At 59.0% G+C, this 24,248-nt stretch carries 23 protein-coding genes; 8 read left to right on the top strand and 15 right to left on the bottom strand.

The features are described from left to right. Positions 1–129: 129 nt before the first annotated feature. Positions 130–1,818 carry a long-chain-fatty-acid--CoA ligase FadD2 gene (fadD2, locus tag BKD70_RS11095; RefSeq protein WP_047277028.1) on the bottom strand — a complete coding sequence of 563 codons (1,689 nt, stop codon included), beginning with the start codon at positions 1,816–1,818 and terminating at the stop codon, positions 130–132. A 209-nt stretch (positions 1,819–2,027) separates the two neighbouring features. On the opposite strand from fadD2, the gene BKD70_RS11090 reads away from it, so the two are divergent. Together BKD70_RS11090 and BKD70_RS11085 are read left to right on the top strand one after the other, a co-directional pair. Then, positions 2,028–2,972, top strand: coding sequence for an alpha/beta hydrolase (locus BKD70_RS11090; protein WP_047277031.1), 945 nt, complete (start codon positions 2,028–2,030; stop codon positions 2,970–2,972). Between the two features lie 72 nt (positions 2,973–3,044). Continuing rightward, positions 3,045–3,515, top strand: coding sequence for a MaoC family dehydratase (locus BKD70_RS11085; RefSeq protein ID WP_047277033.1), 471 nt, complete (start codon positions 3,045–3,047; stop codon positions 3,513–3,515). A 55-nt stretch (positions 3,516–3,570) separates the two neighbouring features. Here BKD70_RS11085 and BKD70_RS11080 read toward each other — a convergent pair whose 3' ends face one another. After that, complete coding sequence (locus tag BKD70_RS11080; protein WP_047277035.1) at positions 3,571–4,038, bottom strand: PA2169 family four-helix-bundle protein; 468 nt, start codon at positions 4,036–4,038, stop codon at positions 3,571–3,573. A gap of 209 nt (positions 4,039–4,247) precedes the next feature. Here BKD70_RS11080 and BKD70_RS11075 point away from each other — a divergent pair, with 209 nt between their 5' ends. Both BKD70_RS11075 and BKD70_RS11070 read left to right on the top strand, forming a co-directional pair. Then, positions 4,248–4,484, top strand: coding sequence for a DUF3820 family protein (locus BKD70_RS11075; protein WP_019693207.1), 237 nt, complete (start codon positions 4,248–4,250; stop codon positions 4,482–4,484). Positions 4,485–4,497: 13 nt separating this feature from the next. Beyond that, a complete protein-coding gene (locus BKD70_RS11070) occupies positions 4,498–5,685 on the top strand; it encodes an aminotransferase class V-fold PLP-dependent enzyme (protein WP_047277038.1) in 1,188 nt (395 codons plus the stop codon). 99 nt (positions 5,686–5,784) lie between these two features. On the opposite strand, the gene BKD70_RS11065 is transcribed toward BKD70_RS11070, so the two are convergent. From BKD70_RS11065 to zwf, 3 genes are read right to left on the bottom strand one after another with little or no spacing between them, the layout of a single operon-like run. Next, positions 5,785–6,450 carry a bifunctional 4-hydroxy-2-oxoglutarate aldolase/2-dehydro-3-deoxy-phosphogluconate aldolase gene (locus BKD70_RS11065; RefSeq protein ID WP_047277040.1) on the bottom strand — a complete coding sequence of 222 codons (666 nt, stop codon included), beginning with the start codon at positions 6,448–6,450 and terminating at the stop codon, positions 5,785–5,787. 17 nt (positions 6,451–6,467) lie between these two features. Next, complete coding sequence (gene pgl, locus BKD70_RS11060; protein ID WP_047277042.1) at positions 6,468–7,181, bottom strand: 6-phosphogluconolactonase; 714 nt, start codon at positions 7,179–7,181, stop codon at positions 6,468–6,470. Next, a complete protein-coding gene (zwf, locus tag BKD70_RS11055; RefSeq protein WP_047277044.1) occupies positions 7,168–8,637 on the bottom strand; it encodes a glucose-6-phosphate dehydrogenase in 1,470 nt (489 codons plus the stop codon). The genes pgl and zwf overlap by 14 nt, the downstream gene beginning before the upstream one ends. A 209-nt stretch (positions 8,638–8,846) precedes the next feature. On the opposite strand from zwf, the gene BKD70_RS11050 reads away from it, so the two are divergent. Then, entirely contained in the window at positions 8,847–9,707 is an 861-nt protein-coding gene (locus BKD70_RS11050) for a MurR/RpiR family transcriptional regulator (protein ID WP_169835829.1), read from the top strand. A gap of 40 nt (positions 9,708–9,747) precedes the next feature. Here the strand turns inward: BKD70_RS11050 and BKD70_RS11045 are convergent, their stop codons facing one another. The 6 genes from BKD70_RS11045 to BKD70_RS11020 all read right to left on the bottom strand — a co-directional run bounded on the left by BKD70_RS11045 (position 9,748) and on the right by BKD70_RS11020 (position 16,420). Further along, positions 9,748–10,611: a D-hexose-6-phosphate mutarotase gene (locus BKD70_RS11045; RefSeq protein ID WP_047277048.1), complete on the bottom strand. Its 864-nt coding sequence runs from the start codon at positions 10,609–10,611 to the stop codon at positions 9,748–9,750. Positions 10,612–10,709: 98 nt separating this feature from the next. Next, positions 10,710–12,047 carry a carbohydrate porin gene (locus BKD70_RS11040; protein WP_047277050.1) on the bottom strand — a complete coding sequence of 446 codons (1,338 nt, stop codon included), beginning with the start codon at positions 12,045–12,047 and terminating at the stop codon, positions 10,710–10,712. An 86-nt stretch (positions 12,048–12,133) separates the two neighbouring features. Beyond that, entirely contained in the window at positions 12,134–13,294 is a 1,161-nt protein-coding gene (locus tag BKD70_RS11035) for an ABC transporter ATP-binding protein (protein ID WP_047277051.1), read from the bottom strand. Between the two features lie 3 nt (positions 13,295–13,297). Further along, positions 13,298–14,134, bottom strand: a complete 837-nt coding sequence (locus tag BKD70_RS11030) for a carbohydrate ABC transporter permease (RefSeq protein ID WP_047277053.1) — start codon at positions 14,132–14,134, stop codon at positions 13,298–13,300. Continuing rightward, positions 14,127–15,035: a carbohydrate ABC transporter permease gene (locus tag BKD70_RS11025; protein ID WP_047277054.1), complete on the bottom strand. Its 909-nt coding sequence runs from the start codon at positions 15,033–15,035 to the stop codon at positions 14,127–14,129. The genes BKD70_RS11030 and BKD70_RS11025 overlap by 8 nt, the downstream gene beginning before the upstream one ends. A gap of 107 nt (positions 15,036–15,142) precedes the next feature. Continuing rightward, on the bottom strand, positions 15,143–16,420 hold the full coding sequence (locus BKD70_RS11020; RefSeq protein ID WP_047277056.1) for an ABC transporter substrate-binding protein: 1,278 nt from the start codon (positions 16,418–16,420) through the stop codon (positions 15,143–15,145). Between the two features lie 349 nt (positions 16,421–16,769). Here BKD70_RS11020 and BKD70_RS11015 point away from each other — a divergent pair, with 349 nt between their 5' ends. Beyond that, a complete protein-coding gene (locus BKD70_RS11015) occupies positions 16,770–17,414 on the top strand; it encodes an AP2 domain-containing protein (protein ID WP_047277057.1) in 645 nt (214 codons plus the stop codon). A gap of 57 nt (positions 17,415–17,471) precedes the next feature. Here BKD70_RS11015 and BKD70_RS11010 read toward each other — a convergent pair whose 3' ends face one another. From BKD70_RS11010 to edd, 4 genes are read right to left on the bottom strand one after another with little or no spacing between them, the layout of a single operon-like run. Then, the gene (locus BKD70_RS11010) at positions 17,472–18,932 is read right to left on the bottom strand and encodes an ATP-binding protein (RefSeq protein ID WP_047277059.1); all 1,461 of its coding nucleotides are present in this window, start codon (positions 18,930–18,932) and stop codon (positions 17,472–17,474) included. After that, positions 18,922–19,653: a response regulator gene (locus BKD70_RS11005; RefSeq protein WP_047277060.1), complete on the bottom strand. Its 732-nt coding sequence runs from the start codon at positions 19,651–19,653 to the stop codon at positions 18,922–18,924. Before BKD70_RS11005 ends, BKD70_RS11010 begins: the two co-directional genes overlap by 11 nt. A gap of 42 nt (positions 19,654–19,695) precedes the next feature. Beyond that, positions 19,696–20,652 (bottom strand): glucokinase, encoded by a 957-nt coding sequence (locus tag BKD70_RS11000; protein WP_047277061.1) that lies wholly within the window; start codon positions 20,650–20,652, stop codon positions 19,696–19,698. Then, positions 20,649–22,475 (bottom strand): phosphogluconate dehydratase, encoded by a 1,827-nt coding sequence (edd, locus tag BKD70_RS10995; RefSeq protein WP_047277063.1) that lies wholly within the window; start codon positions 22,473–22,475, stop codon positions 20,649–20,651. The genes BKD70_RS11000 and edd overlap by 4 nt, the downstream gene beginning before the upstream one ends. 207 nt (positions 22,476–22,682) lie before the next feature. Between edd and gap the strand changes: the two genes are divergently transcribed. Together gap and BKD70_RS10985 are read left to right on the top strand one after the other, a co-directional pair. Continuing rightward, positions 22,683–23,684 carry a type I glyceraldehyde-3-phosphate dehydrogenase gene (gene gap / locus BKD70_RS10990; RefSeq protein WP_047277064.1) on the top strand — a complete coding sequence of 334 codons (1,002 nt, stop codon included), beginning with the start codon at positions 22,683–22,685 and terminating at the stop codon, positions 23,682–23,684. Between the two features lie 4 nt (positions 23,685–23,688). Continuing rightward, positions 23,689–24,153: a methylglyoxal synthase gene (locus BKD70_RS10985; protein ID WP_047277066.1), complete on the top strand. Its 465-nt coding sequence runs from the start codon at positions 23,689–23,691 to the stop codon at positions 24,151–24,153. The last annotated feature ends 95 nt before the right edge of the window (positions 24,154–24,248 follow it).

Below are 24,248 nucleotides of genomic sequence, written 5' to 3'. Positions count from 1 at the left end.
AATATCGTTCAAACCCCTTCTATTCCGGGCCTCTCCGGGCGGAGGCGGCACGCAGGTCCTATTAATGGAGACGAATAAAAACGCCCGTTCACGTCGCGTAAACGGGCGTTTGTCGCCTGGTTGAACGAATCAGGCGATATCACGCAACTCACGGCGCAAGATCTTGCCCACCGGGGTCATGGGCAATGACTCGCGCAGCACGATTTGCTTCGGGACTTTATAACCGGTGAAGTTGTCTTTGCAGTAGGCCTTGAGTTCTTCAACCGTAACCCCGCCCTCACGTGCCACTACGAACAATTTGACCGCCTCCCCGGTGCGCTCGTCCGGCACACCGATGACCGCACAGTTCGCCACTTTCGGGTGAGCCATGACGATGTCTTCGATTTCGTTGGGGTACACATTGAAACCGGACACGATGATCAGGTCTTTTTTGCGGTCCACGATGCGCACGAATCCATCCGGGTCAATCACCGCCACATCGCCGGTTCTGAACCAGCCTTCGGCGTCGAGTACTTCCGCGGTGGCTTGCGGATTTTGCCAGTAGCCTTTCATTACCTGCGGGCCCTTGACGCACAACTCGCCTCGCTCCCCCAACCCGAGATCGACCCCGTCGTCACTGATGACTTTCATCGCAGTGCCCGGCACTGGCGTACCCACCGTGCCCAGCCGTGCCAACGAACCACACGGGTTGGCGCTGGCCACCGGCGACGTTTCGGTCAGGCCATAGCCTTCGACGATGCGGCAACCGGTGAGTTTCTCCCAGCGTTCGGCCGTGGCCTTGACCAAGGCCGTACCGCCGGAGTTGGTGACTTTAAGCCCGGAGAAGTCCAGCGCCTTGAAATCCGGGTGATCCATCAACGCCACGAACAACGTGTTAAGCCCCAGAAACGCCGTGAAGCGCCAGTTGCTCAGCTCTTTGACAAACCCCTTGATGTCACGCGGGTTGGTAATCAGTACGTTGTGGTTGCCGGTGACCATCATGCACATGCAATTCGCGGTGAAGGCATAGATATGGTAGAGCGGCAACGGCGCGATCATGATTTCGCGTCCGTCGCGCAGGATCGACTGCCCCTGGGCGTCATGCTGCGACAGGCACGCTCGCACTTGCAGCATATTGGCAACCAGATTGCCGTGGGTGAGCATCGCGCCTTTGGGCAAACCGGTGGTGCCACCGGTGTATTGCAGCACGGCAATGTCATCCAGGGTCGCGTTCAGGGCGTGAAGCGGCTGACCGGCGCCACGGTGCAAAACGGTTTTGAAGGACACCGCCTGCGCCACGTTGTAGGCCGGTACCAGCTTTTTGACTTTGTCGACCACCAGGTTAGTCACCCAGCCCTTAACCGCGGGCATCATGTCGCCCATTTTGGCTTCAATCAGGTAGTCGATCTCGGTGTCTTGCAAGACTTCCTGCACCCGCTTGCCGAACATGTTCAAGTACACCAGCGCACGAATACCGGCGCTTTGGAACTGATGGCGCATTTCACGGGAGGTGTACAGCGGGTTGGTGTTGACCACCACTAACCCGGCACGTAGCGCACCGAATACCGCGATGGGGTATTGCAGGATATTGGGCATTTGCACCGCGATGCGGTCACCCGGCTTGAGGTCGGTGTGCTGCTGCAAATACCCGGCAAATGCCGCACTGTGACGCTCAAGCTCGGCATACGTGAGGGTCACCCCCAAATTGCTGAAAGCGGGCCGGTCGGCGAATTTCTTGCAGGAGCGTTCAAACACATCCACGACCGACGTAAAAGCCGTCATATCGATGTCCAGCGGTACACCGGCGGGACGTTTGTCATTCCAGAAATCAGGTTGCATTGTTTTTATCCTCTTACCTGAGCCAGTCTGGCCGCCTCTTTCATGCACTAAAAAGCGGAACCTGCGGACGTTAACAGTTCTCAAGTAGTAGGCAAATACAGCGATCTTCGCCATTTACATCTTGAATTGTTTTGCTGCGACGCCGCCGGTTGAGTGGCCAGCGCGCAAATGCGCTATACACTGCTACGACTCGCGAGGAAGGACTCACCATGACCACGGACAGTTTTTGGCTGGATGCAAATGACCGCACCGGTCTTTTCGTCAATCGCTGGCTGCCCGCTGGCGCAGCGAAAGCCATTGTGTTGCTGGCCCATGGCATGGCGGAACATGGCGGGCGCTATGCACGGCTGGGGGACGCCCTGTGCAGTGCCGGTTTTGGGTTGTACGCCCACGATCAGCGTGGCCACGGCAAGACCGCCGAACGCGGCACGCCGGGCTATTTTGCCGATCACGACGGCTGGTGTGCCGTGGTCAGCGACGTGGCCACCCTGCAACAGCACATCAATCAGGCACATCCCGGTGTTCCGGTGTTTTTGCTGGGGCACAGCATGGGCAGTTACGTCGCTCAATCTTATTTGCTGCACCACAGCGCCAGCCTGCACGGCGCGATCCTCAGTGCGTCGAACTTCCAGCCGGCCATGCTCTACCGCGCGGCCAGCCTGATTGCCCGCTTTGAACGCTGGCGCCAGGGACCAACGGGGCGCAGTGCGCTGATCGACTGGCTGTCGTTCGGTTCATTCAACAAAGCCTTCAAGCCCAATCGCACCCGCTATGACTGGCTCAGCCGCGACCCTGCCGAGGTCGATGCCTACGCGGCAGATCCGTTGTGCGGGTTTCGCTGTACCAACCAGTTCTGGATCGATCTGTTGGGCGGTTTGCAGCAAATCAGCACACCCGCGAACCTGTCGCAGATCGACGCGAGCCTGCCAATACTGATCATTGGCGGGGAATGTGATCCGGTCAGTGCAGGCAAGCGTCTCACTGACTTGGCCAATGCCTTGCGCCAGTCGGGCAATAAGTCGGTACAACTGAAGGTGTACCCCCAGGCGCGGCACGAACTGTTTAATGAAACCAATCGCGATGCGGTGATGGCCGACGTGATTGCCTGGCTCGAACAGGCACTGACTCACCCACGGCCCGCGCGCAGCGAATGAACACCCAGCATCATTAAAAAAGCCATTAGAATCAAAAACTTGCAATTAAAACCGGCACAGGACATGCGCTAGATGACTCAAGTTACCAACACCCCGTACGAAGCCCTCGAAGTCGGCCAGACGGCCAGCTACAGCAAAACTGTGGAAGAGCGTGACATTCAACTGTTTGCGGCCATGTCCGGCGACCACAACCCGGTCCACCTTGACCCGGAGTTCGCCGCGGCAACCATGTTCAAGGAGCGCATTGCGCACGGCATGTTCAGCGGCGCTCTGATCAGCGCGGCCGTCGCCTGCGAGTTGCCCGGCCCCGGCACCATTTACATCGGTCAGCAAATGAGCTTCCAAAAACCGGTGAAGATTGGCGACACCCTGACCGTACGCTTGGAAATCCTGGAAAAACTGCCAAAATTTCGCGTCCGTATTGCCACCCGCGTATTCAATCAGCGCGACGAACTGGTGGTGGACGGTGAGGCCGAAATCCTCGCCCCGCGCAAGCAACAGACCGTCACCCTGCCCACCTTGCCCGCCATCAGCATTGGCTGAATGACACGCATAAAAAAACGCCGGATAACCGGCGTTTTTTCATTTCAGCCTGAACTTAAGACTGAGCACGCGCCTGGTTGCGCAGCGCTTTCACCTGATCGTGATTGCGTTGTACGCCGTGATATTGGCGCTCTACCAGGTCACGGATACCCAGCAGGTTATGCTTGGTGATTTTCTCAAGGGCTTCTTTGTAAGCCTTCAGCGCATGGTCTTCACCACGCTCGGCTTCGTTCAGCACAGCCTCTTCATCCTTACCGGTAAACATGGACTTCACGTCCACCCAACGGCGGTGCAAATCACCGGCAACGCTGGTGCTGGTCTCCGGGTCGCCGCCAAGTTTGCGCACTTCTGCCTGAAGTTCAGCGGCGGCGGTTGCGCAATCAGCGGAACGCTTGGCAAACAGGGCTTTGAGTTCAGGGTGCTTGATGTCTTCTGCACAGGTTTTGAAACCTTCCTGGCCGTCTTTGCTGGTTTCGATCAGATCGTTCAAAACTTTGATGGATTCTTTATTGATGTCAGTCATTGTTCAATTCCTTACAAGGTTGAGGATCGTGCAATAGAGATTGCATGGCCCGTGCCAGACTTTTAATTTTTATAAAACCTTTTAAAAACAAAGACTTAATAATTAACTGAACTTCTGTATCCGGTTTTTTTGCATGATCTGTCAATTGGCCTGCATGCAGAATGCCTGTATTTTCCAGATCAACGTTTCACGCCAGAAAAGGCCGAACCATGAACCCCGAAAAACTCGAACTGCTGGTAACCCGCGAAATGCCGTTCGGCAAATACAAAGGCCGGATCATTGCTGACTTGCCCGGCCAGTACCTGAACTGGTTTGCCCGCGAAGGTTTCCCCCATGGAGAGCTGGGTGGCTTGCTGGCCTTGATGCAAGAGATCGATCACAACGGGCTGTCCGATCTGCTTGACCCGTTGCGCGCCAAACACGGAAAACCCAAACCTCGCCATTGACAGAGCGCCCCCTATGCCAAGGATTGAAGACAACGCCCGCGACGAACACTTCTGGCACGCCATCGCTCAACGCTACGACGTGGCCCCCGGCCCGATCAATCTTGAGAACGGCTACTTTGGACGCATGACTCGCGGCGTCGCGCAGGACTACCAGCGTCAGGTCGACTTTATTAACCGCAGCAACTCAGTGCACGTGCGTCAGCGCTTCGACGGCACGCAAAGCCTTGAAATCCGTGCTCACTTGGCCGACGTGCTGAAGGTCGAGCCCGCCAGTATTGCCCTGACCAACCGCGCGTCGGACGCCTTGCAGTCGCTGATCCGCAACTACACAGGCTTGCAGCCCGGTGACCAGTTGCTGATCTGCGACCTCGAATACCACAGCGTCGAATACGCCATGCGCTGGGTGGCACAGCAACGCGGACTGGAGATGATTGAAATCACCCATGCCCACCCCGCCACGTACGAGAGCCTGCTCAACGGCTATCGAGAAGCCTTTACGCAACACCCGCGCATCAAACTGATGGCCCTGACCCACGTCACCCATCGCACAGGGCTGGTGATGCCGGTGCAGGCGATTATCGAATTAGCGAAAGAGCATGGGGTCGATGTCATTCTGGACGGCGCCCACGCGCTGGGGCAGATCGACTTCGACCTGCCGGGCATGGGCGTGGCATTTGCCGGTTTCAACTTGCACAAGTGGATCGGTGCGCCATTGACGCTGGGCTTTATGTACATCGACCCGCAGCGGTTGGCCGACATAGCGCCGGACATGGGCAGCCAGCACTACCCGGAACCGGACATCCGCAACCGTGCCCCATACGGGACGCCCAACATTCCGGCGTGGTTGAGCCTGCCCAAAGTGCTGCAAGAACACCTCGACCTGGGAGGTTCCAAGGCCAAGGGCGAGCGCCTCAGGGCCCTGCGCGATCTGTGGGTGCGTGAAGCGCGCACGCTGCCGGGTATCGAAGTGCTGACGCCCGACGACCCGCGCCTGTATTGCGCCATCACCTCGTTGCGCTTTACCCACCTGGACGATCAGCAGCCGATGGTCGAGCGCCTACTCAAGGACTACAACCTATTGACTGTGGCGCGTAATGGCTCGGCGTGCGGCAGTTGCATTCGCATCACCGTGGGCATGGCCACGACGCGGGATGACATCCATCAATTGATCCGGGCGTTGCGTGAGCTGGCTGTGGGCTAACAATCGCGCCTCACGGCAAAACACACAGGCAAAAAAAAGGTGCGCCGACCAAGCGCACCGAAAAACCGTAGAACACACAACACATTCGTGAAACAACCCTCAGTCCAGCAGCGCCAGCGCCTCCGCTGTGCATTCCTGGATGCGGGCCCAATCGCCGTTTTTGATCCACTCGCTGTCGAGCATCCAGCTGCCGCCTACACACATGACGTTTTTAAGCGCCATGTAACTGCGGATGTTGGCCGGGCTGACGCCCCCGGTCGGGCAAAACTTCACTTCACCGAACGGCCCGCCCAGCGCCTTGATGGCCGCAACGCCACCGCTGACCTCGGCTGGGAACAATTTGAAACGGCGATACCCCAGCCCGTAGCCTTCCATGATCCCCGACGCATTGCTGATACCCGGCAGCAGTGGAATGTCGCTGGCCACACTGGCTTGCAACAGGTCGCGGGTGATGCCCGGCGTGACGATGAATTGCGAGCCGGCTTCTTCGGCTGCTGCCAGCATATGGCGGTCCAGGATGGTGCCAGCGCCCGTCACCAGCTCCGGGCGCTGGTCGCGCAGGATGCGAATCGCCTCCAGCCCGAACTCCGAACGCAGGGTCACTTCAAGGGCATTGAGACCGCCCGCGGCCAGCGCATCGGCCAGCGGCAAGATGTCCTGCTTACGCGCAATGGTGATGACCGGCAGGATCCGGGCCTTGGCACACAGCGCATCGATCAGGGCGACTTTCTCAGCCATCGAAACGTTCGGGGTGGTTGTTTGCATGGCAGCTGATCCTTGGCTCATGGGCACCAGTAAATCTCTAACGTAGGTTGCAGAAAGGCTCGAATCGGCAGGGCAGCAACATCATCGCCAGCCAACGCCGTGTTAAGGGTGTTCAATTTGGCCGGCCCCTGAATCGACAGCACAGTGTGCTTTGCACTGCTCAGCAGGCTGCGACTCATGCTCAGGCGCTGATGCGGCACGGTCGGCGCCAGCATCGGCCAGCAGCGGCGCTGGTTATTGAGGTCCAGTGCGCTGGCCAGATTCGGGCTGTCAGGGAACAGCGAGGCCGTGTGACCGTCATCGCCCATGCCGAGGATCAGCACGTCAATTGGCGGTAACTCGGCCAACTGGCGATCGGCCTGCTGCGCGGCCTCTTCCAGATTGGCCGCCACGTTGTACAGCCCCACGAAGCGGGCCTTGGCTGCAGGGCCTTGCAGCAGGTGTTTTTTAAGCAAGCCGGCGTTGCTGTCGGCGTGTTCAACCGGCACCCAGCGCTCATCGGCCAGGCTGACCACCACGCGCGACCAGTCGACAGGCTGTTTGATCAGGCTGTGAAAAAACGCTACCGGGCTGCGACCGCCCGACACCACCAGCGTGGCCGTGCCTTGCTGTTGAATCGCGTCGGTCAATTGCACGGCCACAGCCGCGGCCAGTTCATCGGCCAATACCGCCGGTGATGTGAAGGTGTGCGCAATGACGCCTTCAGGCAGTTTCAAATCAGATATCGCCATACCAGGACCTCCCGTCTCGGGTAATCAGGGCAATGGAACTCATCGGTCCCCAGGAGCCCGCCGCGTAAGGCTTGGGCGCATCGCCAGACTTCTTCCAGCCGGCGATCAACTGGTCGCACCATGTCCATGCCGCTTCAATTTCGTCTTTGCGCACAAACAGGTTTTGGTTACCGCGCATGACTTCCAGCAACAGACGCTCGTAAGCGTCCGGGACCCGAGCACTGTGATACGTGTCGGAAAAATTCAATTGCAATGGCCCGCTGCGCAGTTGCATGCCCTTGTCCAGGCCCTGATCTTTGGTCATCACGCGCAACGAAATGCCTTCGTCCGGTTGCAGGCGAATGATCAGCTTGTTGCCGATTTGCAGACGCTGCTCCGGGGCGAAGATGTAGTGCGAAGGTTCTTTGAAATGGATGACGATCTGCGACAGCTTTTGTGGCATGCGCTTACCGGTGCGCAGGTAAAACGGCACACCCGCCCAACGCCAGTTGCGGATATCAGCCCGCAGCGCGACGAAGGTTTCGGTGTCGCTCTGGGTGTTGGAGTTTTCTTCCTCCAGGTAGCCCGGCACCGACTGCCCTTCGCTGTAACCGGCGATGTACTGGCCGCGCACCACTTGGGTGGTGAGACCCTCCGGGGTAATCGGCGCCAGCGCCTTGAGCACTTTGACCTTCTCGTCGCGAATGCTGTCGGCCGAGAGGTCCGCAGGCGGGTCCATCGCGATCAGGCACAACAGCTGCAACAGGTGATTCTGGATCATGTCGCGCAGTTGCCCGGCCTTGTCAAAGTAGCCCCAGCGCCCTTCGATCCCAACCTTCTCCGCCACGGTGATTTCCACGTGGGAGATGTAACGCTGGTTCCACTGGGTTTCAAACAGGCTGTTGGCAAAGCGCAGGGCGATCAGGTTTTGAACGGTGTCTTTGCCCAGGTAATGGTCGATGCGGTAGATGCGGTTCTCGGGGAAGAACTGCGCCACGGCGTCATTGACCTTGCGCGAGGATTCAAGGTCCGAGCCGATCGGTTTTTCAAGCACCACGCGGGTGTTTTCAGTCAGGCCAACGCGGGACAGGTTTTCGCAAATGGCTCCGTACACCGCCGCCGGTGTGGCGAAATAGGCGATCAAGCGTTGTGCGGTGCCCGCCTGTTCGGCCAGCGCCACGTAATCGTCAGTCTTGAGAAAATCCACATGCAGGTAGCTCAATCGGGCCAAAAAGCGGCCGATGGCTTGATCTTCGATTTCCTTGTCGCCCACGTACTGGCGCAACTGGCTGTCAATATGGGCCAGATGCGTGAGTGCGTCGCCCGGCTCGCGAGCCAACGCCAGAATCCGCGTGTTGTCATGCAGCAAACCGGCGCGATCCAGTTGATACAAAGCAGGGAACAATTTGCGCAACGCCAGATCGCCAAGGGCGCCAAACAAGGCAAAGGTGCACGGTTCAACCGTAATCGAAGACATGATGTTGGTTCTTTTATCAAGTTAAGCTACAAATACCTTTTTTCAAGGCATCACTCAAGGAGAAATGTAGTAATAAACACAACATTTTCTCTAAATGCAGATTGCTACTAGTGGTGGTATCGGGCCAACAGTAGGATAGGCCACCTTTCAGCGCCGCATTCGCATGCGGCTCTTTTGCATCGACGCCCCAAGGAACATAAATGGACCGCGTGCGCAATCTACTCGAACAAATCAAAGGCCGCCTCGAAGAGCTGAACAAGGCCGAGCGTAAGGTGGCCGAGGTCATTCTGCAAAACCCGCAGCAGGCGACCCGCTTCAGCATTGCGGCGCTGGCCCAGGCTGCGTCGGTCAGCGAGCCGACCGTCAACCGTTTCTGCCGCTCGTTCGGCGTCAGCGGTTACCCCGAGCTCAAGCTGCAACTGGCGCAAAGCCTGGCCAGCGGCGCCGCGTATGTCAGCCGTGCCGTGGAAGCGGACGACAACCCCGCCGCTTACACCCAGAAAATTTTCGGCAGCGCCATCGCCTCGCTCGACAGCGCGTGCCAGGCGCTGGACCCCAATCTGATCAGCCGCGCCGTAGACCTGCTGATTCAGGCCCGGCAGATCCACTTTTTCGGCCTGGGTGCTTCGGCCCCGGTAGCGCTGGATGCACAGCACAAGTTTTTTCGCTTCAATTTGGCGGTGACGGCCCACGCCGACGTGTTGATGCAACGCATGATTGCGTCGGTGGCCCACACGGGCGAGCTGTTTGTGATTATTTCGTACACCGGGCGCACCCGAGAACTGGTCGAAGTGGCGCGCATTGCACGGGCCAATGGCGCGTCGGTGCTGGGCTTGACGGCTGAAAACTCGCCCCTGGCCAAAGCCAGCACCTTGAGCCTGAACATTCCGCTGCCGGAAGACACGGACATCTACATGCCCATGACGTCGCGCATTATCCAGCTGACCGTGCTGGACGTGCTGGCCACCGGCATGACCCTGCGCCGTGGCGTCGACTTCCAGCCACACCTGCGCAAGATCAAAGAAAGCCTCAACGCCAGCCGTTACCCGGTGGGCGATGAGCTGGAGTAAGCGCCGGGCCGGTCAAGTCCAAGCGCGAGCCGCAGGCTCATCAGGCATGACATAACCCCGCCCGGGCATGCAGGCTCAAATGCGCTTGCTCACCCGGCGCCAGGCTCTGGTGCCGGGTGCCACCACTGGTGGATTCGACACACACAAACCCCATGACTTCACTCCAACTGACGCCCAATAGCGGCCGTTTGCCGGGGTGCCACACCACGGTGTTGCCGCTGTCGCCTGTATCAATGCTCAGCGCGCGCTGCCAGGCATGGTCGTTGAGTTGCATTTCACCGTCGTGGTGAAACACGCGCTGGCAACCGCCTTCCACCCGCAACTCGCCTTTTTGTTCGCACGGCTCACGATTCAACTGGTCATAACCCACCACCCCGTCCAGCCCGGACAGCGCTACCTCAGCAACGTCACCAATACGCCAATAGGCGCGCAGTGCCTGACTCATGTGGCAAGGTTCGTCGTCCTGGTGTTCGGTACTCAGGCGCAGCGTCATGCTTTCACCCAAGCGGGCGTGCAGGTCCACTTGCCAGTCGCACAGTTGCAAACGCCAGTGCAGGCTCACGCCTTCTTCGTCGGCATGACTGTCCAGCAACTTCCAGTCAATCAACCGCGCCCACCCATGGGACGGCCAGGCATTTTCGCTAGGATGACGGCCATACCAGGGCCAACAGATCGGTACTCCACCACGAATGGCGCCTACCTGCGGCCATTTCGCCGCGCACCATAGCCAGGGCTTTTGCCCCGTCGGCTTGAAGTGCAACAACTGCGCGCCCTGACGGCTGAACACGGCCTGACAATGCGGGTGATCGATTACCAGCACGTCGCGCTGCTGAAAGCGCTCCCACTGAAAGACGGGCTGTTCACGTTTGGACTTGAAAAAGCGATGAAGCGGATGCTCGTGCATGTGCCGCAATCCTGAAAAATCATGCGTCGGGTTGGGTCGACCCGAAAAAAAGCGGATAGCCAAGGCTACCCGCTAGATAAAGCGCAAGCTTGGCGCGATCAGAACGTCGACTGAATTTTCAGCCCGGCGACCAGTGCGTTATCCACCTTGTCCACACCCCCCGGATGGGTGATGTACTGCAGGTTTGGACGCACGGTCAGCCAATTGGTCACGTGGAAACCGTAGTTGAGTTCGTAGTTGTACTCGGTGGAACGCAGAGGCGAGTACAGCGGGTCACTGTAGTCAGTGGCGCCGATGGATGCGTTGATCAGCTCAGCGCTTTTTTTCACGTCATCGTTGACATGAATACGGGCGGCACCAATACCGATGTCATCCTTTGGACGCGCATCGAAGGGGCCTTTGTACACAAACATCAGCGACTGGTAGTTGTCGACGATGTTGGTGGCCTTGTCATGGAAGGTGGCATTGGCGGCTACGTGCAGGCCGCGGGTGGGGTCACCATTGTGCTGAGTGAGCTGTTGCTGCACGACAAACCAGTAACCGTGTTTGCTGTCACGCACGCGGTAACTTTGGCCATCATTGGTGAGGTCGACTTTCACGTCATCCGCCGGGGCGGTGCTTTTGTAATAACCGACACGGTATTCGCCCGGCAACTCATTGACCTTGGGCGACCACACCAATTCAACCGGCAGCACGGTGCCTTTGGTGCCGCTGCCACTGAGCTTGAAGCCGTTGCCATGTTCCAGTTGCGACGGGTTCTGGTTGTAGGCACCGATTTGCGCATACAGCTCTGGCGTGATGTTGTACTTGACCCGCAACGCCGCCTGACTGACCGGCCAGTTGTACCAGATGTTGGTGGCCCAGTTGCCCACCTGGGAGCCGCAGAACGCCAGGTTTTGGAAGTCGCAAGGGAAGGTGTTGAAATCCTCGCCTTCGCCAAAGTACCCCGCTTTGACGTCCAGCTTGCCTTCCAGGAACTGGTGCTGGATCCACAGCTGGGTCAGACGCACCATGTGGCCACGGCCGTAGACTTCCTGCGATGAACTCAACGTGCCAGCACGCGGATCGCCGACGCGGTCATTGGAGATGTTTTCACCATTACGGTTGGTCAGTTGAATCTTGGCTTGGGTGTTATCCCATCCCCAGAGTTTTTCCAGGTCCAAGGCCACGCCCAAACCAAACTGATCGCTGTAGCGCGCCGTTTTGTCATGGTTGTAACCCCCGTGCAGGTTGGCCCCCACCTCACCGACGTAATCGGCCTTGATGTCGATACCCTGCTCGATCAACTTGGTCCGCTCGCCGCCCCAGTCGCCGGTCATCCATTTCGAGTCGGCGCTGAACGCGTCGGCTGCATAACTGCCGGTTGCACCCAGGCTGAGTGCGGCCATCACCGACAGTTGGCAGGCCAGACGGGTGCGGGTCATTGTGTTGTTCATCCCTTGGATCCTCGTTGGTTTCTTATTGGCTTTGTTTAACGCGGCACCGCTCAAGAAGCACCTGATGACAGGCTCCCTGTACAGATTCAACGCCCCTTGAAATGCGCCACGTTATCCGCCCGGCCCTGCGCAGGGGGCGCATTCATCGCCCCCAATCGCTCACCTGTGTTCGCATCAAACAGTAGCACTTTCGCAGGATCGAACTGCAAGTTGAGGCTTTGACCGACCTGAGGCGCATCATCAGGGGCCAGACGGCAGCACACTTTGCTGCCATTGAGGTTCACAAACACCAGCGTGTCCGGCCCGGTGGGCTCTACCACCTGCACTTCAGCCCGAATGGTCGGCAACCCGTTGGGCTCGTTAGCCGCCAGCACGATCTGCTCGGCGCGAATGCCGACGATCACGTCACGGTCCTCCAGACCTGCATCACGGGTGCCCAACGGCAGCTCGCAACGCGCCTGCCCGCTGTCGAGCAACGCCACCAATCGCCCTTCCTGACGCTGCAAACGCAACGGGATGAAATTCATCGGCGGCGAGCCGATAAAACTGGCGACAAACAGGTTGGCCGGATCGTTGTAGATCTGTTTCGGGGTGCCGAACTGTTGGATGATCCCGTCTTTCATCACCGCCACTTTGTCGCCCAGGGTCATGGCTTCGATCTGGTCATGGGTGACATACACGGTGGTGGTTTTCAGACGCTGGTGCATCAACTTCATTTCCGTGCGCATCTCGACCCGCAGCTTGGCGTCGAGGTTGGACAACGGCTCATCGAACAAATAGATCTTCGGTCGCCGCGCCAGCGCCCTGCCCATGGCCACCCGCTGCTGCTGCCCGCCCGACAGTTGGCCGGGCTTACGGTTGAGCAGGTGCTCGATCTGCAGCAGCTTGGCCACCCGCGCCACTTCTTCATCAATGGCGGCCGTGCTCATTTTGCGAATCTTGAGACCGAAGGCGATGTTGTCGCGCACGTTCATCGTCGGGTACAGCGCGTAAGACTGAAACACCATCGCAATGTCGCGGTCCTTGGGGCTCATGCCGCTGATGTCGGCGTCGTCCACCAGAATCGCACCACCGCTGATGCTCTCCAGCCCCGCGATGCAGTTCATCAACGTGGATTTGCCGCACCCCGACGGGCCGACCAGAATCAAAAATTCGCCGTCGTCGATTTTCAGTTCGATGTTTTTCAGCGTGTCCGGCAAACCCTTGCCATAGGTTTTGTTGACATTGCGTAATTCGAGCGTTGCCATGCGTTACCCCTTGACCGCGCCGGACGTCAGCCCGCGCAGGAAATACTTGCCCGCAAAAATGTAGACCAGCAGTGTCGGCAGCCCGGCAATCATGGCCGCAGCCATGTCGACGTTGTATTCCTTGGCCCCGGTGCTGGTATTGACCAGGTTGTTCAGCGCCACAGTGATGGGTTGCGCGTCGCCGCTGGCGAACACCACGCCGAACAGAAAGTCGTTCCAGATTTGAGTGAACTGCCAGATCAGGCACACCATGATGATCGGCACCGACATCGGGAGCAGAATGCGCCCGAAAATCGTGAAGAACCCCGCTCCGTCCAGACGCGCCGCCTTGACCAGTGCGTCGGGGATGCTCACGTAGTAGTTGCGGAAAAACAGCGTCGTGAAGGCCAGCCCGTAGACGACGTGCACCAGCACCAGGCCGGTGGTGGTGTTGGCCAGCCCCAGCTTGCCGATGGTGAACGAGGCAGGCAGCAATACGGTCTGGAACGGCAGGAAGCAGCCGAACAACAGCAACCCGAAAAACAGTTGCGAACCGCGAAAGCGCCACATCGACAGGACGTAGCCGTTCAGGGCGCCGATGAACGTGGAGATCAGCACTGCCGGGACGGTGATTTTGACCGAGTTCCAGAAATAGCCACCCACGGTGTCCCACGCCTTGATCCAGCCAATCCCGTCGATCACCTGCGGCCAGCTCAGCAGGTTGCCAGTGCGGATGTCTTCCGGGCTTTTGAAACTGGTGAGCAGCATCACCACCAGTGGCACCAGATACACCGCTGCGGCGAGGATCAACGTGGCGTAAATCGCCAGACGGCTGAAGGTAAAACGCTGCGCATTAATCATGGCGTTTATTCCTCAGCTCGGAGTACAGGTACGGCACCAGAATGGCCAGAATCGCCCCCAGCATCATGATGGCGCTGGCAGAGCCGACGCCCATTTGCCCACGGCTGAACGTAAAGGAGTACATGAACATGGCCGGTAAATCAGACGAATAACCCGGCCCGCCCGCGGTCATCGCGGACACCAGGTCAAAGCTCTTGATGGCGATGTGCGCCAGAATCATGAACGCACTGAAAAACACCGGACGCAGGCTGGGCAACACAATGCGCAAATAGATGGTCGGCAGGGTTGCGCCATCGACTTGAGCCGCGCGAATGATGGATTGATCCACACCACGCAACCCGGCCAGGAACATCGCCATCACAAAGCCCGAGGCTTGCCACACGGCAGCGATCACCAGGCAGTACACCACGCGGTCCTGATCCAGCAGCCAGTCGAACCGAAACCCCTCCCACCCCCAGTCGCGGAGCATCTTGTCGAGCCCGAGCCCGGGGTTGAGCAGCCATTTCCAGGCCGTACCGGTGACGATCATCGACAGCGCCATCGGGTACAGGTAAATGGTGCGGATGAAGCCCTCTTTGCGAATGCGCTGGTCGAGCAATACGGCCAGAAAAACCCCGATCACCAGGCTGATGGCAATAAACAAACCGCCAAACACCGCCAGGTTTTTACTGGCCACCCACCAGCGATCGTTTTCCATCAACCGCACGTATTGCTGTAAGCCCACCCATTTGTAACTGGGCATGAAGCTGGAGTTGGTGAACGACAGCACAAAGGTCCACAAAATGTAGCCATAAAAACCGACCAACACGATCAGCATGCTGGGTGCCAGGACCAACTTGGGCAACCAGCGTTGCAGCGCATCAAACGGCGAGGCTTTACTCAACACAGCCACGGCACTCATCGAATTGCTCCCGAGAGGGTATGCCGGCATCTGCCTTCGCACATGCCGCACACGCCGGGTATCTAAGGGGGACGCCGCACGGGTGTGCGGCGGTTCATGTCAGCGGATTACTGGGCAGCCTTGATCGCGGAAGCCAATTGCTTGCCAGCCTTTGACGGATCCGCGTTTTTGTCACTCATGAAGTTGGTGACGACATCAAAAATGGCGCCCTGCACCGCCAGAGAGGTGGCCATGTTGTGGGCCATGCTGGGCAACTGCCCTTTTTCACCCGCGCTGGCAAAGTCTTTGGCCGAGGCTTGAGCGCAGCTGTCGAACTTGCTCATGTCCAGGTCATTGCGAACCGGGATCGAGCCTTTGTTCTGGTTGAACACGTACTGGAACTCCGGCTCCAGTGCGACTTTGGCCAGATCGTCACGCGCGGCATTGTTGCCAGGGGTGTCGTTCTTCTTGGCCAGTTTGAACATCGCCAGTGAGTCGATGTTGTAGGTAAAGCTGCCGTCGGTACCGGGGAATGGCACACACTCGTAATCGGTGCCGGCTGTTTTACCGGCAGCCGTCCATTCACTTTTCGCCCAGTCGCCCATGATCTGCATGCCGGCCTTGCCGTTAATGACCTTCGCGGCTTCGAGGTTCCAGTCTTGCCCCGTGCCGTCCGGATCCATGTAACCCTTGAGTTTTTTCAACTGCGTGAAGACCTCGGTCATCTGCGGGCCGGTCAATGTGGCTTCATCTTGATCGACGAAGACCTTTTTGTAGCCCTCCGGCCCCATCACGCTCAGCACCAGGTCCTCGAAGACCGTGCTGTCCTGCCAGGGTTGCCCGCCGTGGGCCAACGGAATAAAACCGGCCGCCTTGAGCTTGTCGCCTGCTGCATACAGCTCGTCGAGGGTGGTAGGTGCCTTTTCGATGCCCGCTTTCTTGAAGACCTCTGGGTTGATCCACAGCCAGTTCACACGGTGGATGTTCACCGGTACGGCAACGTAGTGGCCTTCGTACTTCATGGTCTCGGAGACCGTTTTAGGGAGCAGTGCTTCCCAATTGTTGGCCTTTGCCACATCGTCCACCTGGGTCAGCAACCCGAGCGCGGCCCAGTCCTGAATGTCGGGCCCCTTGATCTGCGCGGCAGACGGCGGGTTACCGGACACGGCACGGGTTTTGAGCACGGTCATGGCGGCGGCACCGCCGCCCCCTGCCACCGCGCTGTCCTGCCAGGTGTAGCCGTCTTTTTCGACCAGCTTTTTCAGCACATCCACCGCTTTGGCTTCGCCACCGGACGTCCACCAGTGCACGACTTCAACGTTGCCTTTGGTGTCGGCGGCGTAAGCATGGAGGGGAAAAATCGAGGCGAGGGAAATAACAAGGGCGAGGCGATTGAACGCATTCATCGGTAGACCTTTCTTGTTGTTATGACGGGGCAAGTCTGGTGCTTGCGCTTGGAACGAGTGTAGTCATCCGGCATAGGCCGCACGTAACGAAGAGATGCGCCTTTGTCACAAGTCAGTGACAAATCACTCACGTGCTACACGCTCAAACAGCAACCGTATTCCACAAGTTGGCGAATCTGAAAAAAAGAAGATTCTTTTCCATCAGACGTGTAAAGCAATTTCCGCTTTGCCTGTAGGACGCATCCCTAAGTCCCTTCCCCACGTTGTACCCATTAAATACATCGGCGAATCTTCTCTACATCGTTACAACTTATGAACGGATGTCGACACCCATCAGGAGATAGCAGCCATGTCCAGAAGTAACCCTTTTCTGCCCAACCAGCATTTTATTTACCCTCTCAAACATCAGAACGGTGAGATTTATGCCTGGAAAGTCGATATCCAGCGTGCAGGAAAAGTTCACGTTCAAGTGTTCGATGCGTGCGAGTATGGCGGTATAGACGCCGCGTTACAGGCCGCTGAACAGGCGCGCAATCAATGGGTGTTGAAGATGCCGCAGGCCTTTAGCTATGAAAACCGTCAACGCTTGATGCCCCATAACACCAGTGGCCATCCCGGGGTTTACCGGATCCAGTCCAACAACATTGAATATTGGCGGGCCACCACCCGTATTCACGGTTACAACTTGAGCAAAAGTTTTCGTATCGACCGTTATGGCGACGAGCAGGCCAAAATGATGGCGTTGCAAGAACGCGAGCGGCAGTTAACCCTGTGTAACGAACCTTACGACGTGGCCATGGAAAAACTGCAGCAGCACTTCAGTCAAACCAGCGCCCGCATTCGCGAAAATCGCATCAAGGCGGCCATGAATAAAAAGGCTCAAGAACCCGAAACCGAGTCCGCGGCCAGTTCGTGCCTGGAGCCCGTACTGCCCATCACGCCAGAACAGGCAAGCCTGTCCATCAGTCGGCATCTGGCGGCAAGCGGCAAGTGAGCCACAGGCCTGTGTGGTTGCTGTTGCAGGGTGCGCCGGGCAAGCGCCGGGGCCGCTTTAATCCGCTGTTCGCGGTACTGACAACGTGACCCGCAGGCCACCGCCGCGCACGTTTTGCAAGCTGACTTCTCCGCCATGGCTATGGGCAATGTTGCGGGCAATGCCCAACCCCAAGCCATAGCCTTGCTGATGCCCTGACAACCGGAAATGCGGCTCGAACACTTGCTCCAGTCGCTGTTCGGGAACCCCGGGGCCGTCATCGTCGACATGCAACACGAACGCGTGCGCGTGGTCTTCAATCACCAGGTGCGCGTGCTTGCCGTATTTGAGCGCATTGTCGATCAGGTTGCCCATGCACCGGCGCAAGGCCAGGGGCTTGCCAGAAAAGGGCCTCGACGCCCGCCCGGTCACCGTCACGCGGCCATTGCCGTGGGGCAGCAAATAGGGCTCGATTAAACATTCGAGCAACAGGTTCAGGTTCACCGGCTCAATGTTTTCGTGGATGTCCGTGTCTTTCACACACTGCAAGGCGCCTTTGACCAGCAGTTCAAGCTCATCCAGATCTCGCCCGAATTTGTGCTGCAACGCTTCGTCTTCCAGTAGCTCGACGCGCAAGCGCAAACGGGTAATCGGGGTTCGCAGGTCGTGGGAAATCGCGCTGAACAACTGGCTGCGCTCGGTGAGGTAACGGCTGATGCGCACCCGCATGGTATTAAACGCTCGCCCGACCTCAGCCACCTCACTGCCGCCCCCGATTTCGACTGGCTCGACTTGCTCCTCGCCCAGTGACAAATCCCGCGCTGCACGGGCCAGACGCTTAAGGGGCCGACTTTGCCAGTGCACCAGCACACCGATGGAGAGCAATAAAAACCCGCTGCTCAGCGCAATAAACCATAACTGCATCGCGGGCAGGCCTTCTTCCTCAAGGCTGGTATAGGGCTGGGGCAACAGGGAAGCGATATAGAGCCACTCGCCGGGGGACATCTGGATTTGCGTCACCAGCACCGGTGGGTTGACCGGTTCCAGGGTCAGGGCAAAGTGCGCCCAAGAGCGCGGCAGCTCATCGAGCGTCAGCCCGGCGTTGAAGATCCGCAGGTCTTGCGGGCTGACAAACTTCACCGACAGGTCGACAGCAGGGCCCAGGGATTGGCGCAGCACTTGGTCCACGGCCTCAAGCACAGCCTGTTTGCGCTGGGTCAGTGGCAACGCGCGCATGTCCAGGGGCCGCTCATTGAGGCTGACGACAAAGCGCGTGCCGCCCATGCTGCGCATCTGGTCCAGCACCAGCGGCCGGTATGCCAACGGCAATGACTTCATGTAGGTGACGGTGGCGTTCATCGAATGCGCCAGGCTGCGCGCACTGGTGACAAGTCCTTGCAGTTGCGTGGCCCGCAGTTGCGACAGCCAGATCACGCTGGACAAGGTTTGCGCCAGCAAGATGGCGATCAAGGTGAGCAACAACATGCGGCCGAGCAATGAGCGGGGCACCCGCGGCCGGCGCCAGTACTTAATGGCCATGACCTGTCGTGACCTCGGCGGCCAACTGATAGCCGCTGCCGCGAATGGTGCGGATCAGTCGCGGGGGCTTTTCGGTATCGCGCAGGCGCTGGCGCAAGCGACTGACCGCCATGTCGACGATGCGGTCCAACGGCATCAGGTCGCGGCCACGGGTGGCATTGCCGATGGTGTCACGGTCCAGAATTTGTTGCGGGTGATCGAGAAACAATTTGAGCAAGGCAAAGTCGGCCCCCGAGAGGATGACTTCTTCGCCGTCGGTGTGAAACAGGCGATGGGTCACGGTGTTCAGGCGCCATCCTTCAAAGGCCATGATTTCGTGACCGGCACCGGCACTGGCAAATTGCACACGCCGCAGCAGCGCTTTAATCCTTGCCTGCAATTCACGGGGGCTGAACGGTTTGCCCAGGTAGTCGTCGGCCCCCAGCTCCAACCCCAACACGCGGTCGGTTTCGTCGGAGCTGGCAGTGAGCATGATGATGGGCGTCTGGGCACAACGGGGGTGCTGCCTGACCCAGCGACACAGGCTGAAGCCATCTTCGTCGGGCAGCATGACGTCCAGAATCAATAAGTCGCAGGGCGTGAGTTCGAGGGCTTTGCGAAAGCCCGCGCCATCACTCACCGTGCTCACCTGAAAACCGGCGCGGGTCAGGTAGATGTCCAACAGGTCGCGGATTTCCTGATCGTCGTCGACCAGCAAAATGGATTTACCGAGTGAGCTCACAGCGGTGTTCCTTATTGTTTTTGTGAGTGCGGCGTTTCGCGGTCAGGCGAACGCTTGTTGCAATGCTACGCCCGCCCCCATCAACCCCGGATACGGCGCGGTGACCAGCCAGACCGGTATGCCAGTGAGGTAATCGCTCATGCAACCTTTGTCAGCAAAGCTGCGGGCAAAACCACTGGCCATAAAAAGGTCGGCAAAGCGTGGCACCACGCCGCCGACAATGTAGACGCCGCCACGTGCGCCCAGTGTCAGGACGTTGTTGCCCGCCACTCGACCCAGCCAGCAACTGAACTGCTCAAGGACCTGTAAGGCAATTGGGTCGCCTGCCAGGGCAGCGGCCGTGATGGCGCGGTCACTGTCGAGCACAGGTGCATGCCCGTCCACCGCGCAAATCGCGCGATAAAGACGCGGCAAGCCGCTGCCGCTCAGGACGGATTCGGCGCTGACGTGACCGATTTCGTTGTAAATGTGCTGCCACAACAGGACTTCACGCGGGTTACTCATGGGCAAGTCAACGTGCCCGCCCTCGCCCGGCAAGGCCATCCACTGCGCCTCGCCCAGGCTCAGCAAAGTCCCGACGCCCAGGCCGGTGCCGGGCCCGATCACCACCGCAGGGCGCAGCGGTTCGGCCAGGCCGGCACACACCTGGCGCACGTCGCCCGGTTGCAGGCGCGTCATGCCCAGCGCCATGGCACTGAAGTCGTTGATCAACAGCAGGTTGTCCACCTGCAACGTCTGACAAAACGCCGAACGGCTCAGGCGCCAGTGGTTATTGGTAAAGCGGAATTCATCGCCGCTCACCGGCCCGGCGACGGACAGGCACACCGAGCCGATCGCGCCCAATGGCAAGTCCAGGCCTTGCAGGTAGAGCTTGATGGCATCTTCCGGGCATGCAAAGTCGGCAGTGGCCAGCACGCGGACAGCGCGCAGTTGATCGTTTTCCCACAAGGCAAACCGCGCGTTGGTGCCGCCGATGTCACCGACCAGAGCAAGCTTCATTTAAGGTTTTCCAGAGACGAGGTAAAGGTACTGGCGCCCTGCTCGGCCGAGCTGAAGGCCTGGCGCATAAACGCAAACAACTCGCGCCCGGTGCCGACCGCGTCGCTCAGGGTGCCGATGGCCGGGGTGCGTGCGGCGAATTCTGCCTCATCCACCAACAGTTGCAACGTACCTTTGACGCCGTCGACGCGAATCATGTCGCCATCCTGCACGCGGGCCAGCGGACCACCGACGGCCGCTTCCGGGCTGACGTGGATCGCCGCTGGAATTTTGCCGGAAGCGCCTGACATGCGTCCGTCAGTAATCAACGCGACCTTGAAACCGCGGTCCTGCAACACCCCCAAAAAAGGCGTCATCTTGTGCAGCTCGGGCATGCCGTTCGAACGCGGCCCCTGAAAGCGCATGACGGCGACAAAATCGTGTTCCAGCTCACCCGCCTTGAACGCATCGGCCAGTTGTTGTTGATCCTGAAACACCCGCGCCGGGGCTTCGACAATTTGATGCTCGGGCGCCACGGCCGAAACTTTCATCACCCCGCGCCCCAGGTTGCCTTCCATCACCCGCAACCCGCCCTCGGACGAGAAGGCGCGTGCAACCGGACGCAAGATGCTTTCGTCGAGGCTTTCAATCGGGCCATCACGCCATACCAGCTCGCCGTCCACCAGGAACGGTTCGCGGGTATACAGGCTCAGGCCGCGACCCGCCACCGTGTTGACGTCTTCATGCAATAACCCGGCTTCCAGCAGCTCGCGAATCAGGAATGCCATGCCGCCAGCGGCCTGGAAGTGGTTGATGTCGGCCTTGCCGTTGGGATAGACGTGGGACAGGGTCGGCACGACTTCGGAAAGGTCCGCCATGTCTTGCCAGGTCAGTTGAATCCCGGCGGCCCGGGCGATGGCGGGCATGTGCAAGGTGTGGTTGGTGGAACCACCGGTGGCATGCAACGCCACGATGGAGTTGACCAGCGAACGCTCGTCCACGATCTCGCCCAAAGGCATGAAGTTGCCGCTTTGCCGGGTCAGGCGGGTGACTTGATGCGCGGCCTCGCGTGTCAGCGCATCACGCAAAGGCGTGTAGGGATTGACGAACGAGGCGCCCGGCAAATGCAGGCCCATCACTTCCATCAATAGTTGGTTGGTGTTGGCGGTGCCATAAAACGTGCAGGTGCCGGGGCTGTGGTAGGACTTCATCTCCGATTCGAGCAGCTCTTCGCGGCTGGCTTTGCCTTCGGCGTAGCGCTGGCGCACGTCGGCCTTTTCCTTGTTGGAAATGCCCGATGGCATCGGCCCGCCCGGCACGAAGATCGTCGGCAAATGGCCAAAGCGCAGCGCCCCTATCATCAGACCCGGCACGATCTTGTCACAAATGCCCAGCATCAGCGCCGCGTCGAACATGTTGTGCGACAGCGCGACCGCCGTTGACAGGGCGATCACTTCGCGGCTCAGCAGGCTCAGTTCCATGCCCGCTTCGCCTTGCGTCACGCCATCGCACATGGCCGGGGTGCCGCCTGCGAACTGCCCGACCGAGCCCATTTCACGCAGGGCCTTTTTGAGTTGCTCGGGAAAGTGCTCGTAAGGCTGATGCGCCGAGAGCATGTCGTTGTAGGACGAAACAATCGCCACGTTGGCGGCGTTCATCAAGCGCAGGTTGTTTTTATCTTCCGTGCCACACCCGGCCACGCCATGGGCGAAGTTGGCACATTGCAGCTTGCCGCGTTGCGGGCCATCACTGGCGGCGCCACGAATGAGTGTCAGGTATGCCTCACGGGTTGCTCGACTGCGGGCAATAAGACGCTCGGTGACTTCAAGAACGCGGGGATGCATGTGTTGAACTCCAGGCTAACGGATGTGGCGACCTGTGCGTGTCCTATGCTGATCGAGGGGCCAGACACGCACTTCGATCATTTGGACCCGTTGATTCAGGTCACTCGTTGTAGATAAAACAAAATATTGCCACCAAAATGGCTTGTTTTCTATTTCTATGCGAATAATCTTGTAATTCCAACAACAAATCGATGGCAGGCGCTTTCCATGACTCTACGAATCGCAATCAATGGTTTTGGCCGAATCGGCCGCAACGTCCTGCGCGCACTGTATACCCAAGGCTACCGTCAGGACCTGCAGATCGTCGCAATCAACGATCTGGGTGACAGCGCAATCAATGCACACCTGCTCAAGTACGACACCGTTCACGGCACTTTCGATGCAACCGTTGAGCACGATCAGGAAAGCCTGACCGTCAATGGCGACCGCATTGCCGTCACGGCCATTCGTAACCCGGCTGAACTGCCGTGGGCTGCATTGAAGGTCGACGTGGTGTTCGAATGTACCGGTTTCTTCACCGAGCGCAGCAAGGCCGAGGCGCATATTAGCGCTGGCGCGCGCAAGGTGATTATCTCCGCGCCGGGCAAAAATGCCGACGCCACGGTGGTGTACGGTGTGAACCACGACATCCTGCGCCAATCGCATCAAATTATTTCCAGCGCCTCCTGCACCACCAACTGCCTGGCGCCGGTTGCCCAAATCCTGCACCGCGAACTGGGCATTGCCAACGGTTTGATGACCACCATTCATGCCTACACCAATGACCAGAACCTGACCGACGTTTACCACAGCGACCCGTACCGCGCGCGCTCGGCCACGCAGAACATGATCCCGAGCAAAACCGGCGCCGCCGAAGCCGTGGGCCTGGTATTGCCCGAACTGGCGGGCAAATTGACCGGCATGGCGGTGCGCGTCCCGGTGATCAACGTGTCGCTGGTTGACCTGACCGTCGAGCTCAAGCGCGAAACCACGGCGGCTGAAGTCAACGCGCTGTTCAAAGAAGCCAGCCAGCATTCCAAAGTGCTGGGCTATAACAGCCTGCCGCTGGTATCGAGCGATTTTAACCACAACCCGCTGTCGTCGATTTTCGATGCCAACCACACCAAAGTCAGCGGCAAGATGCTCAAAGTCCTGGCGTGGTACGACAACGAGTGGGGCTTCTCCAACCGCATGCTCGATAACTGCCTGGCGCTGTGCAACGCGGAGTGACGCGATGATCGGTATCAGCTTCACCACGGCCACCCTGGCGGCGCGCAAGCGTATCGCCCTGGTGGCTCACGATCACTGCAAGGGGTTCTTGCTGGACTGGGCCGAGCGTCACAAGGCCACCCTCAGCCAGCATCAGTTGTGCGCCACCGGCACCACCGGCCTGTTGCTGAGCCAGCGCCTGGGGCTGCCGATCGAAAGCATGATCAGCGGCCCGCTGGGCGGGGACCAACAAGTGGGGGCACGCATCGCCGAGCAACAGGTCGACATGCTGGTGTTCTTCTGGGACCCGTTCGAGCCGCAACCCCATGACCCGGACATCAAGGCCCTGCTGCGGGTTGCGGCGGTGTGGAACATCCCTGTGGCGTGCAATGAATGCAGCGCGGATTACCTGCTCAGCAGCCCGCTCATGAGCCAGCCCCACGATCACCGGGTGCCGGATTACGCCGCGTATTTGAAAGGACGCGTGTAAACCCGCAGGCACATCGCCGTAAACCGCGCATAAAAGGCGGGAGACAAAAACAGCGCTTGACCAAACGCACAGATGATAAGCATTATCATTCGCTC

The organism is Pseudomonas sp. BS-2016, assembly GCF_001806145.1.
Taxonomy (GTDB): domain Bacteria; phylum Pseudomonadota; class Gammaproteobacteria; order Pseudomonadales; family Pseudomonadaceae; genus Aquipseudomonas; species Aquipseudomonas lundensis.
Note: the sequence above shows the minus strand (reverse complement) of the source record. Positions and strands in the feature narration are given on the sequence as shown.